The sequence below is a fragment of the Pseudoxanthomonas mexicana genome, assembly GCF_010093385.1.
GTDB lineage: Bacteria > Pseudomonadota > Gammaproteobacteria > Xanthomonadales > Xanthomonadaceae > Pseudoxanthomonas_A > Pseudoxanthomonas_A mexicana.
Map to the genome: position 1 here is coordinate 1 of NZ_PDWV01000072.1, position 15561 is coordinate 15561.

Annotated in this window: 13 protein-coding genes and 2 pseudogenes; 11 read left to right on the top strand and 4 right to left on the bottom strand. The window is 69.8% G+C overall.

Annotation, left to right across the window (positions count from 1 at the left end):
- Nucleotides 1-57: 57 nt before the first annotated feature.
- The 5 genes and pseudogenes from rhlB to ung all read left to right on the top strand — a co-directional run.
- Nucleotides 58-399 (top strand): annotated as a pseudogene (gene rhlB / locus CSC76_RS17415) (ATP-dependent RNA helicase RhlB); the annotation flags it as partial.
- A gap of 103 nt (nt 400-502) precedes the next feature.
- Entirely contained in the window at nt 503-1189 is a 687-nt protein-coding gene (ftsE, locus tag CSC76_RS17420) for a cell division ATP-binding protein FtsE (protein ID WP_162111233.1), read from the top strand.
- Entirely contained in the window at nt 1186-2130 is a 945-nt protein-coding gene (ftsX, locus tag CSC76_RS17425; RefSeq protein ID WP_162111234.1) for a permease-like cell division protein FtsX, read from the top strand. The genes ftsE and ftsX overlap by 4 nt, the downstream gene beginning before the upstream one ends.
- Nucleotides 2131-2143: 13 nt before the next feature.
- Nucleotides 2144-2983, top strand: coding sequence for a response regulator (locus CSC76_RS17430; RefSeq protein ID WP_162111235.1), 840 nt, complete (start codon nt 2144-2146; stop codon nt 2981-2983).
- 16 nt (nt 2984-2999) lie between these two features.
- On the top strand, nt 3000-3707 hold the full coding sequence (ung, locus tag CSC76_RS17435) for a uracil-DNA glycosylase (protein WP_162111236.1): 708 nt from the start codon (nt 3000-3002) through the stop codon (nt 3705-3707).
- A 111-nt stretch (nt 3708-3818) separates the two neighbouring features.
- Here ung and CSC76_RS17440 read toward each other — a convergent pair whose 3' ends face one another.
- The gene (locus CSC76_RS17440) at nt 3819-4376 is read right to left on the bottom strand and encodes a DUF2059 domain-containing protein (protein WP_162111237.1); all 558 of its coding nucleotides are present in this window, start codon (nt 4374-4376) and stop codon (nt 3819-3821) included.
- 134 nt (nt 4377-4510) lie between these two features.
- Between CSC76_RS17440 and arfB the strand changes: the two genes are divergently transcribed.
- Nucleotides 4511-4945: an alternative ribosome rescue aminoacyl-tRNA hydrolase ArfB gene (gene arfB / locus CSC76_RS17445; RefSeq protein WP_162111238.1), complete on the top strand. Its 435-nt coding sequence runs from the start codon at nt 4511-4513 to the stop codon at nt 4943-4945.
- Nucleotides 4946-4985: 40 nt separating this feature from the next.
- On the top strand, nt 4986-5546 hold the full coding sequence (locus tag CSC76_RS17450) for a lysophospholipid acyltransferase family protein (RefSeq protein WP_162111245.1): 561 nt from the start codon (nt 4986-4988) through the stop codon (nt 5544-5546).
- A 230-nt stretch (nt 5547-5776) separates the two neighbouring features.
- Here the strand turns inward: CSC76_RS17450 and CSC76_RS17455 are convergent, their stop codons facing one another.
- The 3 genes from CSC76_RS17455 to CSC76_RS17465 form a co-directional block, all read right to left on the bottom strand.
- Nucleotides 5777-8860 carry a TonB-dependent receptor gene (locus CSC76_RS17455; RefSeq protein WP_162111239.1) on the bottom strand — a complete coding sequence of 1028 codons (3084 nt, stop codon included), beginning with the start codon at nt 8858-8860 and terminating at the stop codon, nt 5777-5779.
- 103 nt (nt 8861-8963) lie between these two features.
- Entirely contained in the window at nt 8964-10013 is a 1050-nt protein-coding gene (locus CSC76_RS17460; protein WP_162111240.1) for a FecR family protein, read from the bottom strand.
- Complete coding sequence (locus tag CSC76_RS17465) at nt 9991-10587, bottom strand: RNA polymerase sigma factor (RefSeq protein ID WP_162111241.1); 597 nt, start codon at nt 10585-10587, stop codon at nt 9991-9993. Before CSC76_RS17465 ends, CSC76_RS17460 begins: the two co-directional genes overlap by 23 nt.
- A gap of 313 nt (nt 10588-10900) precedes the next feature.
- Here CSC76_RS17465 and CSC76_RS19165 point away from each other — a divergent pair.
- From CSC76_RS19165 to CSC76_RS17480, 4 genes and pseudogenes are all read left to right on the top strand, one after another.
- Nucleotides 10901-11467: pseudogene (locus CSC76_RS19165) on the top strand (cyanophycinase); the annotation flags it as partial.
- Nucleotides 11468-11689: 222 nt separating this feature from the next.
- Nucleotides 11690-12646: an isoaspartyl peptidase/L-asparaginase family protein gene (locus tag CSC76_RS19170; protein ID WP_238395071.1), complete on the top strand. Its 957-nt coding sequence runs from the start codon at nt 11690-11692 to the stop codon at nt 12644-12646.
- Between the two features lie 47 nt (nt 12647-12693).
- On the top strand, nt 12694-13437 hold the full coding sequence (locus tag CSC76_RS17475) for an energy transducer TonB (RefSeq protein WP_162111243.1): 744 nt from the start codon (nt 12694-12696) through the stop codon (nt 13435-13437).
- A gap of 311 nt (nt 13438-13748) precedes the next feature.
- On the top strand, nt 13749-15398 hold the full coding sequence (locus tag CSC76_RS17480; RefSeq protein ID WP_162111244.1) for a prealbumin-like fold domain-containing protein: 1650 nt from the start codon (nt 13749-13751) through the stop codon (nt 15396-15398).
- The last annotated feature ends 163 nt before the right edge of the window (nt 15399-15561 follow it).

Consider the following 15561-nt stretch of genomic DNA (forward strand, 5'->3'; position numbering starts at 1 on the left):
ATCAGGCGGCCTGCAGCGCCTTGATGCGGGCGTTGAGGCGGCTCTTGTGGCGGGCGGGCTTCGTGCGGGGGGTGCATGCCCGCCCGCCCCCGCGGGGGGACCCCCGCGCCCCCCCACCCCCGCGGGGCGCCCCGCCCCGAGGGGGGGGCGGCCGCGCCGGTGCCGCCCGCCGCTGCCGTGCCGCGTCCCGAGGCCGCCGCCCTGCCCGAAGGCGAGCGAAAGCCACGCAAGCGCCGTCGCCGTCGTCATGGCCGTCCGCTGGAAGGGGCCGAGGGCGCCGTGGCGAATGTCGCACCGGCCGCACCCAAGCCGGTCGCCGCACCGAAGCCTGCCGACGACAATGCGGGTTTCCTGACCCGGCTGGGACGCAAGATCCGCGCGCTGGTATCCGGCGGCTGAGCCTGGCCATCGTGCGTGTCGTGGAAAAGCCGGGCATGTCCCGGCTTTTTCTTTGCGCGTCGGCATCGCCAGCGTCTTCGTCGGTCCGGCATAATCGGCGCACATGAGCGTCCTGCGATTCGAAAACGTCAGCAAGCAATACCCCGGCGGCCACGCGGCGCTGGAGGACGTCAGCTTCGAGGTGGCCGAAGGCGAGATGCTGTTCGTCACCGGGCATTCCGGCGCGGGCAAGAGCACGTTGCTGAAACTGATCCACCTGAGCGAGCGGCCCAGCCGCGGTGCGGTGGTGTTCGGCGGCAGGAACCTGCTGAAGGTGCGCGGCGGCCGTATCCCGCTGCATCGTCGCGAGGTGGGCGCGGTCTACCAGGACCATCGCCTGCTCACCGACCGCACGGTAATGGAAAACGTCTCGCTGCCGCTGATCCTGCGCGGCGACCGCCGGGGCGACATCGGCAAGCGGGTGCGCGAGGTGCTGGCGCGGCTGGGGCTTGGCCACCGGGAGAATGCGCTGCCCACGCAGCTCTCCGCCGGCGAGCAGCAGCGCGTGGGCATTGCACGCGCCATCGTCGCCGAGCCGCGCCTATTGGTGGCGGACGAGCCCACCGGCAACCTCGACCCCACACTGGCGGCGGAGATCATGTCGCTGTTCGCCTCCATGCCCGAGCGGGGCACCAGCGTGCTGGTCGTCAGCCACGACCTGTCATTGCTGAAGCGGATGAAGAAGCGCGTGCTGATCCTCGACCACGGCAAGCTGGTCGACGACATTTCCCCGGCGGATCTGGCCGAATGAGCGACGCGAAGAACAGCCGTGCGCAGGCGCGCTCCGGTGCAGGCATCTGGCTGGACCAGCATCTCTACAGTGTCGTATCCAGCCTGGGACGGGCCGTGCGCCGCCCGTGGGCCACGCTGCTGACCATCGGCGTGATGGCGGTGGCGTTCGCGCTGCCGCTGGGCCTGTGGCTGGCGTTGCAGAACGTGGGCCACTTCGCCGGGGATGTGCAGCAGTCGCGCGAGATCGACCTGTTCCTGACGCCCGAAACGCCGGTGGCGCGCGCGCAGGCGCTGGCGGAAACGCTGCGCGCGCGGGACGACGTGGCCAGCGTGGAGTTGCGCACCCCCGACCAGGGCCTGGCGGAGTTCCGCCAGCGCAGCGGACTGGCCGATTCGCTGGACCTGCTGGACGGCAATCCGCTGCCGGCCCTGCTGGTGGTGGTGCCCGAGGGCGACGAGGCGCGGTTGGTCGCCGCGCTGGAAGCGTTGCCGGAAACGGACCTGCTCCAGCACGATGCGGCCTGGCGCGAACGTCTGACCGGTTGGATGGGGTTCGGTGAGCGCTTGACCTGGGTGCTGGCCGCCCTGTTCGGGCTGGGTGCGTTGCTGGTGGTGGGCAACACCGTGCGCCTGGACATCCAGTCGCGGCGCGAGGAGATCGGCGTGCTGCAGTTGCTGGGCGCCAGCGACGGCTTCATCCGCCGGCCTTTCGTCTACCTTGGGGCCTGGTATGGCCTGGCGGCCGGTGCGCTGGCCCTGGGACTGCTGACGCTGGCCGCGCTGGCGCTGCGTGATCCGCTGGCCGCGCTGGCGCGCAGCTATGGCAGCCCGTTCGCGCTGTCAGGGCTGGATCCGCTGGGTGCTGCGCTCGTGGTCCTGGCGGCCACGATCGTGGGCTGGCTGGGCGCATGGCTGGTGACCGGCCACTTCTTGCGTCAGACTCGCCCGACTGCCACCTGACTTCCGCATCTTCATGGCCCAAGAGCTCCGGCATCTGATCAGCGACGCGCCCCGCGTAATGGTGGTGGATGGGTCGAAGCTGGTGCGCAAGCTGATCGCCGACGTGCTGCAGCGCGAAGTGCCGGGGGTGCAGGTGATCGGCTGCTCCAGCATCGCCGAGGCGCGCGTCGCGCTGGAACAGGGCGAAGTGCACCTGGTCACCACCGCCCTGGCGCTGCCCGACGGCGACGGGCTGGAGATCGCGCGGAGCGTGCGCGAGGCGGCGGGCCAGGCCTACGTGCCGGTGATCGTGGTGTCCGGCGATGCCCAGCAGCACCTGGAAGAGCGCCGCTTCACCGAGTTCGTCACCGATTATTTCGACAAGGCGCTGGGCCACGAGGCACTGGCAACCTTCATCCGAGGCTACGTGCAGCCCGAGCCGGTGGTGGGTGCGACGATCCTCTACATCGAGGACAGCCGCGTGGTGGCCGAGACCACGCGGCGCATGCTGGAGCGTCAGTCGCTCAACGTGGTGCACGTGCTGAAGGCGGAGGATGCGTTCGCCCTGCTCACCGCCGAATCGCTGGGCCTGTCCACGCACAAGTTCGACCTGGTGCTGACCGACGTGATCCTGAAGGGCGAGCTGAGCGGTCGCGACATCGTGCAGCGCATCCGCGTGGATTTCGCCTACGGCAAGCGGCGCCTGCCGATCCTGGTGATGACCGGCGACAGCAATCGCGACAACCAGGCCGAGCTGCTGCAGGCCGGCGCCAACGACCTGGTGCTGAAGCCGATCGCCGAGCGCCTGCTGGTGACCAAGGTCCTGTTCCAGCTGCGCCTGGCGCGCATGGACGAATCGCGCGCGCTGGTCTGAGGCGCGTGCGTCCGGCATGACCGAAGAAGACCGCATCAGGCTGGAGCCTTCCTGGAAGGCGCGCATCGGCGACTGGCTGCAACGGCCCGAGATGCGCGAGCTGTCCGCCTTCCTGCGGCAGCGCAAGGCCGCGGGCGCGCGTATCTATCCGCCGGGGCCGCAGATCTTCGCGGCCTTCGACGCCACGCCGTTCGACGCGGTGAAGGTGGTGATCCTGGGGCAGGACCCCTACCACGGTCCCGGGCAGGCGCACGGGCTGTGCTTCTCGGTGCTGCCGGGCGTGCCGGTGCCGCCGTCGCTGGTGAACATCTTCAAGGAACTCAATGCCGACCTGGGCATCGCGCCGCCGGACCATGGCTGCCTGCTGCCGTGGGCGCGCCAGGGCGTGCTGCTGCTCAATGCCGTGCTGACGGTGGAAGAAGGACGTGCCGGCGCCCACCAGGGCAAGGGCTGGGAAGGCTTCACCGACCATGCCATCGAGACGCTGGCGCGCGAGCGCGAAGGCCTGGTGTTCCTGCTATGGGGCAGCTACGCGCAGGCCAAGGGCAAGGTGATCGACACGCGCCGGCACCGCGTGCTGCGCGCGCCGCATCCCTCGCCGCTGTCGGCGCATCGTGGTTTCCTGGGATGCGGGCACTTCGGCGCCACCAACCAGTACCTGGCGCAGCGCGGACTGTCGCCTATCGACTGGCGGTTGCCTCCGCGCGACCAACTGGTGCTTTGAAGCGGGCGTGGGCCTCTGTAGGAGCGGGCCATGCCCGCGATGTTCTTCGATCGGATCGCGCAAAAGCATCGCGGGCATGGCCCCCTCCTACATTCGCCTTTTCCTAGGTGATCAGCGCGTCCGGCGTCGCTTCTGGGGTGGCGAAACCGGTGGCGGCGGCGTGACCGGGATGTTCTTGATCTCGGCCTGCAGCTCGTCCAGCATCGGCACCATCTTCTGCTGCACGGCGGTCATGATGTTCTGCATCAGCGCCGGATTCTTGTCGAGCATGCGCTGGCCGGCGGCGCTTTCGTAGAACTTGGTGATCGCCCGCACGTCCTCGCGCGTGTAGGTCTTCTTGTAGACGTCCAGGTACACCGGGCGCATCTCTTCCCACGACAGCGCCTTGCGCACGATCTCCTGGGTCTTGGCCTGGATGCGGGCCACCTCGGCCTTCTGCTCTTCGGTCATCTCCTTGCCGGCGAAGTGCTTGTCGAACTCCTGCTGCTGCACCGCCTCCATCTGCGGCACGACGCCCGCGAGCAGGCTTTCGGCGCGCGACGCCTTGAGCAGGCGGTCGATGTCCGCGTCGGTGGGCTCGGCGGCGAAGGCCGGTGCGGACGCCGCCAGGGCGAGGGCGAGCAGGAGGCGGGACAGGGCGCGGGCCGTGGTCGACGTAGGGTGGGGCATGCGGTGTGGACGGCGTGGGCGACTCGGAAGTGGGGTCGTAGGGTGCCTGCCCGGGAGTAAATCTGTTGTTAATCGACGACGATCGGGGCGCCAGCGCGCTGCGAACGGACCCGCATCCTGACTACAATCCGCGCATGGGGAGCACCGCACTCGAGATCACGCCGACGCTGTCGATACCCGACGACGAACTCGTCGAACGGTTCGTGCGCGCCAGCGGCGCGGGCGGGCAGAACGTCAACAAGGTCGCCACCGCGGTGGAGCTGCGCTTCGACGTGGCAGGTTCGCCGTCGCTGCCCGACGCCCTGCGCGAGCGGCTGCTGTCCCGGCGCGACCGCCGCCTCACCGATGAAGGCGTGCTGGTGATCGACGCGCAACGCTTCCGCACGCAGGACCGCAACCGACAGGACGCGCGCGAGCGCCTGGCCGCGCTGATCGCCGCGGCGCTGGTGGTGCCGAAGAAACGCATCGCCACCAAGCCCGCGCGCGCGGCCAAGGCGCGCCGGCTGGACGCCAAGCGCGGACGCAGCGAGGTCAAGCGCGGCCGGTCGCAGAAGAACCAATGGGAGTAACCGCTTGAGCCACGACATCGTCCCGCGCATCCCGCCGAACATGCCGCAGGTGCCGCCCAACCGCTTCACCCGCTGGATGGGCCGCACCTTCCTGCGCGTGTTCGGCTGGAAGATCGTCGGCACGCTGCCGGACATCCCCAAGCTGGTGATGATCGTGGCGCCGCACTCGTCCAACTGGGACGGCATCTGGGGCATGGCGGCGAAGATCGCGATGGGTTTCCAGGTGCGCGTGCTGGGCAAGGCGCAGCTGTTCTGGTGGCCGCTGTCGCCGCTGCTGCGCAAGCTGGGCGTGGTGCCAGTGGATCGCAGTTCGCCGCAGGGCACGGTGGAACAGGCGGTCCGCATGATCCGTCAGTCCGACAGGATGTGGTTCGCGCTGACACCTGAAGGCACCCGCAAGCGCGTGGACAAGTGGAAGGGCGGCTTCCTGAAGATCGCCCAGCAGGCGCAGGTACCCATCCTGATGGCGTACTTCCACTATCCCGAGAAGACCATCGGCATCGGCGATGTGTATTACCCCACCGGCGACATGGACACCGACATGGCTGCGATCCGTGCGTGGTACCAACCGTGGCAGGGGAAGAACCGCGGGACGGTGTGAGCGTCGAGGGGCCTGGACCTGGTCGGAGTTGGGCCAGCGCGTGCGCCAGGATGACGAAGTCGCGGTTGCCTCGTGGGCGTTCGGTGCAGCATGGGAGGCGTGCAGAGACGCGGGGTTCCGGCATTCGCCGGGAGGACGGGTCGCGAATCTCCTGAGCGGTTGGCCGTCGGCGTCCGAAAAGAAAAGGCCCGCCTTGCGGCGGGCCTCGCTCCCTTCCCTGGGCTTGCGGGTTACAGCGCTTCGCCGCCCAGCTTCCAGGTGACCTGCAGGAAGTAGCTGCGGCCGGTGGAGTCGAACCAGGACGTGTCGTAGTACGGATAGTTCGCCCAGGTGGCGTCCTTGGGTGGCATGTCGTCCAGCAAGTTGTTGACGGTCAGCGACACGCGCAGGTGGTCGTTGATGTCGTAACGCGCACCTGCATTGAAGCGCCATGTCGCCTTGGTCCAGGCGTCGTTGGCGTAGTTGGCCACGCGGCCCAGGTAGTTGCCGAACAGGCTGGCTCCCCAGGCGTTGCGGTCCCAGCTCACGCCCAGGTTGCCCTTTTGCCGCGGCAACGTGGTGGCGCTGAAGCTGACGTCCAGCATGTCCTCTTCCGGGTCGCCCGGATACTGCTGGCGCGTGTGCTTGTCGGCCCAGGTGTAGGTGCCGGTGAAGCGGAAGTCGCCCGCGTTCGCCGTCTGCAGGCGATAGTTGGCGGTGACGTCGATGCCCGACGTTTCCTCGTTGGCGATGTTGATCGGCGCGAAGCGGACGCTGGTGATGTTGCCGTCCGCATCGCGGATCACCCGCGCGAGGGCGTCCACGCAGGTCGGCGAATTGATGTCCACGGCGGCACCGCTGTCGGTGGTGCCGAGGCGGCAGTTGGCCTCGTCGACGCGCAGCTGCTCGCGGCTCTGCGCCTGTACCTGGTTGGACACGCGGATGCGGTAGTAGTCCACCGCCAGGTCGAAGTTGGCGAACGGCGACCACACGAAGCCCGCGGAGAACGACTTGCTGGTCTCCACGTCCAGGTCCATGTTGCCCGTGTAGACGTCGAACGTGTTGATGTCCCACGGGCCGTCGTCGTAGCACTCGTCGTCGCTGAAGGTCGGCTCGTCGGTGCGGCACTGGTAGTAGTCGGTCGACAGCGTGCGGTAGTAGTCGTCGCCGGCGAACAGGTAGTGCATGTCCGGCGCGCGGAAGCCGGTGCCGTAGGAGCCGCGCACCAGCAGCGTGTCGAGCGGACGCCATTCCAGGCCCGCGCTGTAGGTGAACTTGCCCGGGTTCTTGTTGCCGTAGTCGTAACGGTCGTAGCGGCCGGCCAGGCTGGCTTCCAGGGTGGACAGCAGCGGCATGCGGAACTCGGCGGCCACGCTCCAGCGGTCGCGATCGCCCTCGCCGTCGCCGTAGCGCGGGCCGTAGTAGGCGTCGGCGGTCAGGGCGAGCGGATCGGGATTGATCTCGTACGACTGCTGGCCGTACTCGATGGCCGCGGCGAAGCCGACGTCGCCGGCCGGCAGGGTGAACAGCGCCGGTGTGTCGAGGGTGAAGCTGAGGTTGTCGTTGTCGGCCTTGGGACGGAAGGTGGACATCGCCGCGATGCTGGCGAACTCGGCCGGCGTCAGCGGGGTGAACAGGCGCGTCGGGTCGGGGCTATAGATCGCGTAGCCGTCGGCGTCGTAGCCCTGGCGTTCGCCGAGGAACAGCTCGTTGGCGGCCTGCGCGCGGATGCGCGGCATGCCCACTTCCGCCTTGTACTGCGAATGGTTGTAGGCCGCTTCCCAGTTCCAGGCCTCGCCGAAGGCGCCCTGCAGTCCGGTGGTGACCGCAAACGTCTTCTGCGTGGTGACGTTCATGCGGTTGCGCAGGCCGCCGATTTCCTCGGGCGTGAACTGGCGGGACCAGACCTCGTAATGGCCGGTGAGGGCGTTGTAGAAGACCTTGTCGTTGTTGTCCGTGGAGTTGGGATCGTGGAACTCCCAGCCCATGACGTCGCTGACCACGTCGTTGCCGTTGGTGCCGGTGAGCAGCCTGACTTCCTGGCGGCCGGCCTGCACATCGGCAAACCACGACAGGCTGTCGGAGAACCGGTACTCGAACGAACCGTACGCGGTGACGCCCTTGCGCTCGTTCTGGATGGTCCGGTACGCGATGGCGCGCTCGCTGCCGCAGTAGGGTTCGCCCCAGCGGTTTTCCGCGAGCACGGTGGTGCCTTCGTTCAGGCCACCCATCGCCGCGCAGTCGTCGTCGGGACCGATGAGGACGTCGTCATCCCAGTCGTAGCGTTGCGCGGTGAGCCGCGGCAGGCTCCGGCGCGAGGTGGGCGCGTCGAGGGTGGAGTCCTGGTTGCTGCGCTCGTAGCCCCACAGCGGGCGCTTGTCGAGCAGTTCGATGCCGACGATGCCGCTGAACGCATCGCGCTCGAAGCCGGTGGTCAGGGTGAGCTTGTGCGATTCGCCGCCACCGCGTTCGGTGTCGCCGTAGCGGTAGTCGATGATGGTGCCGTCGGTGGACTTCTTCAGGATGAAGTTGATCACGCCGGCCATGGCGTCGGAGCCGTAGACCGCCGAGGCGCTGCCGGTCAGCACTTCGATGCGGTCGATCATCCCCAGCGGGATGTTGCCGATGTCGGTGAAGTTGCTGCGGCCGTTGAGCGGCAGCGGGAAGTCGGCGATGCGGCGGCCGTTGATCAGCACCAGCGTGTGGTTGGGGCCCAGGCCACGCAGGTCGACCGCCTGTGCGCCGGGCGTGGACTGGGCGCTGGTGGTGTTCTGCTGGCCCTGCACGCTGCCGCTGTTCTGGCTCAGCGAACGCAGCACCTCGGGCACCGAGGTCAGGCCGGCGGCCTGGATCTGTTCCGCGGTCACCACCGTGATCGGCGCCGGACCTTCGATCTGCGCACGCGGGATGCGCGAGCCGGTGACCTGCAGGGTCTCCAGCTGGGTTACGGGTTCTTCGGCCTGCGCGGCACCGCCCCCGGGAGGCGCCTCCTGAGGCGCGGGACGCGGCGCCGGGGCACGACGCGGGGTGGCGGCGGCCTGCACGATCAGCACCGCGCCGGAGGCGTCGCGCTTGGCTTCGAAGCCGCTGCCCTTGAGCAGCCGTTCCAGCGCCTGGTCGGTGTTCGCGGCGCCCTGCACGCCCGTGGTGCGGCGGCCCTTCATCTGGTCGGCGCGGTACACCAGCTGGGTGCCGGACTGCTTGGCCAGCGTGTTCAGCGCCGTGGCCAGCTCGCCGGCGGGCAGGTCGATGCGGCCGGGGGCCGCCTGGGCCTGCGCGGACAGCGCCGCGCTACAGGCCATGCTCAACAGCAGGACTCGCATTGGATACCGCATGGACGACTCTCCCCGGGGGCGCTCGGAATGGCGCCTTCTGGACATCAGGACGAACGAACCGGACAAATCCCCCCGCGACGTTCGTCGGTGGCGCGGCGGCCCGCTAGCGCGCGTGCAGGACGATGCGCTCCGGGTGCCGCTCCACGCGGACCGGGAACCCCTGTTCCAGCAGGCGCGCGAAGCCCTCGGCATTGGACCAGCGGAAATTCCCGCCCACGCGCAGGTCGGCCACCGTGGCGTCGGCCAGTTCCAGCTTGCGCGCGTTGAACCGGTTGAACTCGGCGGCGGCCTCGGCCAGCGAGGTGTCGTCGAAGGTCAGGAACCCCTCGCGCCATTCCAGGTAGCGTTCGGCGTCGGCCACCGGGACCGAGCGCACCAGCACGCCGTTGCGCCCGGCGGTGGCCACGCTGCCGGCCGGCAGCAGGGATACCGGCTGCGCGCGGCCGTCGTCGCCGATGCGGGTTTCAAGGCGCACCTTGCCCTCGGTCACCACCACGCGCACGTCCTCGGGGTTGCGGCGCACGGAGAAGCGGGTGCCCACGGCGGCGACGCGGCGGCCCTGCGCTTCCACCACGAAGGGGCGACGGCGGTCGTGGGCCACGTCGAAGAAGGCTTCGCCGCGCGTCAGCGCGACATGGCGTTCCTGGCGGGTGATCCGCACGTCCAGCTGGCTGTCGCTGCTGAGGGTGGCGAGAGAGCCGTCCGGCAGGGTCAGGGTCTGCACCTGGCCGACGGCACTGGCGTAGTGCGCCTGCTGGCGTCCGGTCAGCTGCCAGCCGCCCCATGCCGCCGAGCCCAGCGCCAGCATCGCGAACGCGGCCGCCACGCCGTGCCGCCAGCGGCCCGGGCGCGCGTGCGCAGGGCGCGGCGCGAAGGTGATGCCGCGCAGGTCGGGCAGGCCAGGCGCAGGGGCACCGGGGCCGGCGGCCTCCGTGCGCGGCGGCGGTCCGCCCGCCGGCAGGCCGGCCGCCAGCGCCTGCAGGCGGCCGGCCTCGGCCCAGGCGGCCTCCAGCCTCAGGAACGCGACCTTGTGGCGCGCCGACGCCGACAGCCATGCCTCCAGCGCCTGCTGGTCGTGCGGCGCCCAGTCTCCCGCGTCGCGGCGCACCAGCCAGTCGGCCGCCTGCTGTTCAATCCGCTTGCTGTCGGTCATGTCCGTCGTCCTCGTCCATGACAAGGCGGGCATTCCTGCGCCCGCCCGGCGCGTGCGCGTCGTCGCCACCGTACAGACGGTCGGCGATCAGGCGCATCCCCTTGGCCAGATGTTTTTCCACGGTCTTCTCGCTGATGCCCAGGCGCGCGGCGACCGCCTTCTGCGGCAGCTCCTCCACGCGTCGCAGCCACACCACTTCGCGGCAACGGTCGGGGAGTCGGTCCAGGGCCTCCACCACGCGCTTGAGCGCCTGGCGGGTCCCGGTCCAGCGCTCGGGCGACACCTCGTCGATCAGGTAGACGTTCGAGGACTCGAAATCACCCACCGGCTCGATCGACACCACCCGGCTGCGGCGCAGGCGGTCGGTCATCAGGTGACGCGCGGTGGTGAACAGGAAGGCCTTGGGCGCGTCTGGGCGCACGCGTCCGGCGGCTTCATAGACCCGCGCGTAGACCTCCTGGCGCAGGTCGTGCCATTCGTCGCGGTGCGGCCAGTGACGTTGCAGGAACAGCGCCAGTGCCCGTTCATGGACCAGCACTTCGCGGACGAACCACGCATCGAATTCAGTGGGCATGCCCGCACTCTAGCCCAAGCGCGCGCGCCGCGGCATGGGGGAAGCGCGGCCCCGCTTCGTCTCCACAAGTCACCGGTGCGTGGCATCCTGCCGCGACCTTCGACGTGGAGTGCATGGCATGGTGTCTGTCCTTGGTGCGGTGCGGCGCGGTGCGCTGGGTATGCTGTTGCTGGCGGCGGCGCTGCCGGCGTTCGCGGCCAAGCCCGCCCATTACGTGCTCGGCGACGTGTCGGCCAGGACGCCGGGCAAGGTCGAGCCGGGCCTGCTGCTGATGGGGGGCGGCGACCGCAATTTCGAGGCCATGCGCTGGTTCATGAAGAAGGCGGGCAACGGCCACATCGTGGTGCTGCGCGCCTCGCAGGCGGGCGAGATCGGCGAGGAGTTCTTCAACGAGGTCGGTGGCATCGCCTCGGTGGAAACCTACGTCTTCAGCGACCGCGAAAGCGCAAGCGATCCGGCCGTGCTGCGCAGCCTGAAGCGCGCCGACGGCATCTTCCTGGCCGGCGGCGACCAGTCGCGCTACGTGCGCTACTGGCGCGGCACGCCGGTGGGCGCGGCGCTGGATGCGCACGTGCGCGCGGGCAAGCCGCTGGGCGGCACCAGCGCCGGCCTGGCCATGCAGGGCGAATACCTCTACGGCGCGATGGACGGTGGCAGCGTGATCAGCCCGCATGCGCTGGCCGACCCGCTGGGTCCGGACAACACCATCGAGACGGATTTCCTGCAGCTGGCGCTGCTGAAGGGCGTGATCACCGATACGCACTTCAGCGAGCGCAACCGCCTGGGCCGGCTGATCGCCTTCGTCGCCAAGGCCGAGTCGCTGGCCGGCCGCCCGATCCTGGGCCTGGGCGTGGACGAGGATGCCGCGGTCGCCGTGGAAGGCGACGGCACCGCGCGCGTGTACGCCACCGCGCCGGGCGCCGGCGCCACGGTGGTGAAGGGCGGCTTCGCGCAGAAGCAGGTCGAAGACGAGCCTATGAACCTGGACCGCGTCGATACCGTCATCGCCGGCGTCGATTCCGTGCTGCACCTGCCCAGCGGACGCGTCGACAATCCGGCGGCCGAGCGTCGCTACGCGGTGCGCGACGGCGTGCTGGTGGCGATGGATGCGCCGGTGCTGGTGATCCACGGCGGTGCGGGCGTGGAGCGCGCCGGCATGACCCCGGCCGACGAAGCCGCCGCGCGCACCGCACTGGAAGCGGCCCTGCGCGCGGGACACGCGCAGCTGAAGGCGGGCAAGCCCGCGCTGGAGGCCGTGACCGCTGCGATCACCGTGCTGGAGGATGCGCCGCAGTTCAACGCCGGCCGCGGTGCGGTGTTCACCCACGATGGCAGGAACGAGCTGGACTCCTCGATCATGGACGGCGCCACCGGCAAGGCCGGCGCGGTCGCCGGCGTGCATCGCGTCAAGAACCCGATCACCCTGGCGCGCGCGGTGATGGACCGGTCGCGCCACGTGATGATGGTCGGCGGCGGCGCCGAGGCGTTCGCCAAGGAGCAGGGCATCGCCCTGGTCGATCCGTCCTACTTCCGCACCGAAAAGCGCTGGCAGCAGCTGCAGAACGCGTTGAAGGAAGAGAAGCAGGCGCAGGCGAGCCACACGCCGCAGGACCTGCCGGGCAAGGCCTACTTCGGCACGGTCGGCGCGCTGGCGCTGGATGCGAAGGGTCAGCTGGCCGCGGGCACGTCGACCGGCGGCATGACCAACAAGCGCTACGGCCGCGTGGGCGACTCGCCGATCATCGGCGCGGGCACCTGGGCCGACGACCGCTGCGCGTTCTCCGGCACCGGTTGGGGCGAGTACTACATCCGTGCCGCCGCCGCGCACGAGGTCTGCGCGCGCGTGCGCCTGGCCGGCCACAGCCTCGCCCGCGCCGCGGACAGCGTGATCAACCGCGACATCCCCAAGGCCGGCGGCGATGGCGGTGCGATCGCGCTGGGCGCCGATGGCAGCATGGCGTTCCCGTTCAATACCGAGGGCATGTACCGCGGCTGGATCGGCGCCGATGGCGTGCCGCATGTGGCCATCTACAAGGAAGATCCGCTGCCCGCGCGCTGAGTCGGGATGGCGCTACGCTTCGACCGACCCTGGGGAGAGGCGAAGCCATGCGCAAGATGTGGGGAATCGGGCTGCTGATGGTGGCCCTCAGTGCGGCGTCGGCCGAGCCGGCGCCCAAGCCGATCCACTTCCGTGCGCATGCGCGGGTCGCGCTGGATGCGCAGGGCGTGCCGCAGCAGGTGGACGTGGATCAGAAGCTGCCTGCCGTGATCCGCGATGCGATCGCGCAACGCGTGGGGCAATGGCGTTTCGAGCCCGCCCGGGCCGGCGAACAACCGCGCGCGGGCGCCACGACCGTCTTCGTGGATGCGTGCGCCGTTCCGTCGGTAGACGGCGACATGCGGCTGGCGGTGGACTACCGCTGGAACGGGCCAGGCTATGCGGACGGCCGCTACTTCCATCCGGCACCGCGTTATCCGGTCGAGGCCGCGAGGCGGAACAAGGGGGGCTCGTTCCGCGTGGTGCTGCAGATCGGCACCGACGGGCGCGCCACGGTCGAAACGATCGAGGCTCAGGAGGGGCAGCTGCCGCTGTTCGAGCAGGCGCTGCGGACCTGGGTGGCCTCGTTGCGCTACGTGCCCGAGGAGATCGACGGAGCGCCCGTCGCCACCCGCGTGGCGATCCCCGTGGATTTCTCGATGGGCGGCCCGGGCCTGCGCGAGTACCGGCGCCAGGAGCGCGAGGTCCGGCAGCAGTCGCCCGAATGCAGGGCGGCGATGGGGGCAGAGGACGCGTCCCCTTCGCAGCCGGTCGTGCTGGATTCCCCGTTCAGGCCGGTCACCGCGGGGTAGATTCCCCCTCGCACTATGGGCGCCCGTTGGCCGCCGCTTGGCGGCCCACAACTGTGACGTGGTTATCAAATGTGCCGGCTGTAAGTTAAGATACAGATCACACTTGGGATCCCCCCCGCCTCGCCAGGACCGGCGCCACGGGGAGGGTTCACCACAGGGGCAGGCGGGGCCATCAGGGAGGTCCGACCCGGGCAGCGCCTCGTCAACAGACGCGTCAGGGGGTCCGTTCGTCGATGCCGTACCGCGCTCATGGGGATCTGCGCCCGAGCGGCGCCCCTTCCGCACGCCACCCGCACGCTCCCAACGCCGCGATGACCGCGCCGCTGCGGCGCCGAAAGGCTGGCGCCTTCCGGACCGGCCTGGTGCTCGTCGGCCTGTTGCTGGCCGGCCCCGCGCTGGCGCTGATCACCACGGGCTGGACGACCAATGGCACCGCTTCGGCCAGCGCCACCGTCAACGGCATCACCGTGACATTGACGGGGCAGGCGGACGAGGCGTATTCGGCCGGCACCTTCAACAGCACCAACTGGTGGAACGACCCCTACGGCGGTGGCGTCAACGGCGGTCCCTCGCTGACGATGGTCTACGACAATGCCGGCACGCGTAACTACGTGTTCACCTTCAGCAAGGCGGTGGACAATCCGGTGCTGCATGTAGACCGCCTTGGCGGCTACTACGACAACAACCGGCCGAACAGCGCGCGCTGGACGCTGACCGGATTCACCGCGGCAGGCGGATCGGTAGCGCTGGAGCGACTGTCGGGCAATAACCAGTTCACCGTGACGCCGGCGCAGAACCGCTTCCTGCGCGCGACGACCGGGACGTTCGGCGGGACCGGCTCGTCCGAGTGCCTGTCCACGTCCAACGGCACCGCCTGCGGGTCGGTCCGCTTCAATGGCACCGGCATCACCCGGCTGACCTTCGCGGTGGACATGGCGGGCGACCGCGGCGCGGGCGACGAGTTCGAACTGCGCTGGAGTTTCGATGGCGCGAAGATGGTCGTACGCAAGCAGTCCGTCGGCGGTACAGGCACGTTCGGTTTCACGGCCGGCAATGCGCTGTCGCAGGCGTTCAATCTGGTCACGACGGCGCAGAACACGCCCGTGGCGTCGAACACGTATCCGCTCACCGACCACGCGGCGGCGATCACGCTGACCGAATCCAGCGTTCCTTCCGGTTATGTCTTGCTGGGAGCCGCCTGTACCGACCAGAACGGTGCCACGGTGGCGGCCACCGTCGACACGGCCGCGCGCCAGGTCACCATTCCGTCCGCCAACTACCGTGCCAACCAGACCATCACCTGCACGTTGAGCAACGCCGTGCCCGCGACCCTGGCCCTGGCCAAGACGTGGACCAATGCCGCGGTCAACGACACCGCCACCCTGTCGGGCAGCGGCGGCACGAACACCGCCACGCTCGCGTCCGTCGCCAACAGCGCCGCCGAGACCGATACCGGCCCCGCCGTGCAGGTGGCGCCGGGGAACGTCATCACCCTGTCCGAAACGCTGGGCGCGGGCAATGCACGTCCCTACACCGCCAGCGCGTGGACGTGCACCGGCGGCACCCTGAGCGGGAACACGCTGACCCTCACGAATGCGCACGCCGGGCAGGCGATCGTCTGTTCCGTCACCAACAGCGGGCGGGCGATCGACGTGTCGGTGGTCAAGTCGGCGGCGGCGGGCCCGGTGATCAGCGGGCAGGTGGCGAACTTCACCGTCGTCGTCTCCAACGCCGGCCCGCTTGCCGCCGATGGCGCGGTGGTCAGCGACACCCCCGGCGCCGGTCTGGACTGCCCGGTCTCGGGCAACCCGATCACCTGCAGCGCCAGTGGCGGCGCGGCCTGTCCGGGCGCGGCCTCGCTGCCGGGCCTGGTGGGGGCGGGCGTGGCCGTGCCGACCCTGCCGGTCGGCGGGACCGTGACCTTTACGGTCCCCTGCCAGGTGACGGCCAGCGGCCTGTAGGTCCGCGCGCGCTTCCCAAGCGCGTCGCCCGTCATCCATGATGCGGCGTCCCGATCCGCCGCATTGAAGTGATGAGTCGTACTGCCTGGGCCTGGGCGGTGGTGGTGCTGACCACCGTCGCGCTCGCCGCGACCTTCCTGGTCACCCCCCGTTTCCCCGTCCC

Excerpts from the sequence above, each read along its gene's own strand:
- ftsE (WP_162111233.1), top strand. The coding sequence starts at position 503 with ATGAGCGTCCTGCGATTCGAAAACGTCAGCAAGCAATACCCCGGCGGC.
- ftsX (WP_162111234.1), top strand. The coding sequence starts at position 1,186 with ATGAGCGACGCGAAGAACAGCCGTGCGCAGGCGCGCTCCGGTGCAGGC.
- CSC76_RS17430 (WP_162111235.1), top strand. The coding sequence starts at position 2,144 with ATGGCCCAAGAGCTCCGGCATCTGATCAGCGACGCGCCCCGCGTAATG.
- ung (WP_162111236.1), top strand. The coding sequence starts at position 3,000 with ATGACCGAAGAAGACCGCATCAGGCTGGAGCCTTCCTGGAAGGCGCGC.
- CSC76_RS17440 (WP_162111237.1), bottom strand. The coding sequence starts at position 4,376 with ATGCCCCACCCTACGTCGACCACGGCCCGCGCCCTGTCCCGCCTCCTG.
- arfB (WP_162111238.1), top strand. The coding sequence starts at position 4,511 with ATGGGGAGCACCGCACTCGAGATCACGCCGACGCTGTCGATACCCGAC.
- CSC76_RS17450 (WP_162111245.1), top strand. The coding sequence starts at position 4,986 with ATGCCGCAGGTGCCGCCCAACCGCTTCACCCGCTGGATGGGCCGCACC.
- CSC76_RS17455 (WP_162111239.1), bottom strand. The coding sequence starts at position 8,860 with ATGCGGTATCCAATGCGAGTCCTGCTGTTGAGCATGGCCTGTAGCGCG.
- CSC76_RS17460 (WP_162111240.1), bottom strand. The coding sequence starts at position 10,013 with ATGACCGACAGCAAGCGGATTGAACAGCAGGCGGCCGACTGGCTGGTG.
- CSC76_RS17465 (WP_162111241.1), bottom strand. The coding sequence starts at position 10,587 with ATGCCCACTGAATTCGATGCGTGGTTCGTCCGCGAAGTGCTGGTCCAT.
- CSC76_RS19170 (WP_238395071.1), top strand. The coding sequence starts at position 11,690 with ATGGATGCGCCGGTGCTGGTGATCCACGGCGGTGCGGGCGTGGAGCGC.
- CSC76_RS17475 (WP_162111243.1), top strand. The coding sequence starts at position 12,694 with ATGCGCAAGATGTGGGGAATCGGGCTGCTGATGGTGGCCCTCAGTGCG.
- CSC76_RS17480 (WP_162111244.1), top strand. The coding sequence starts at position 13,749 with ATGACCGCGCCGCTGCGGCGCCGAAAGGCTGGCGCCTTCCGGACCGGC.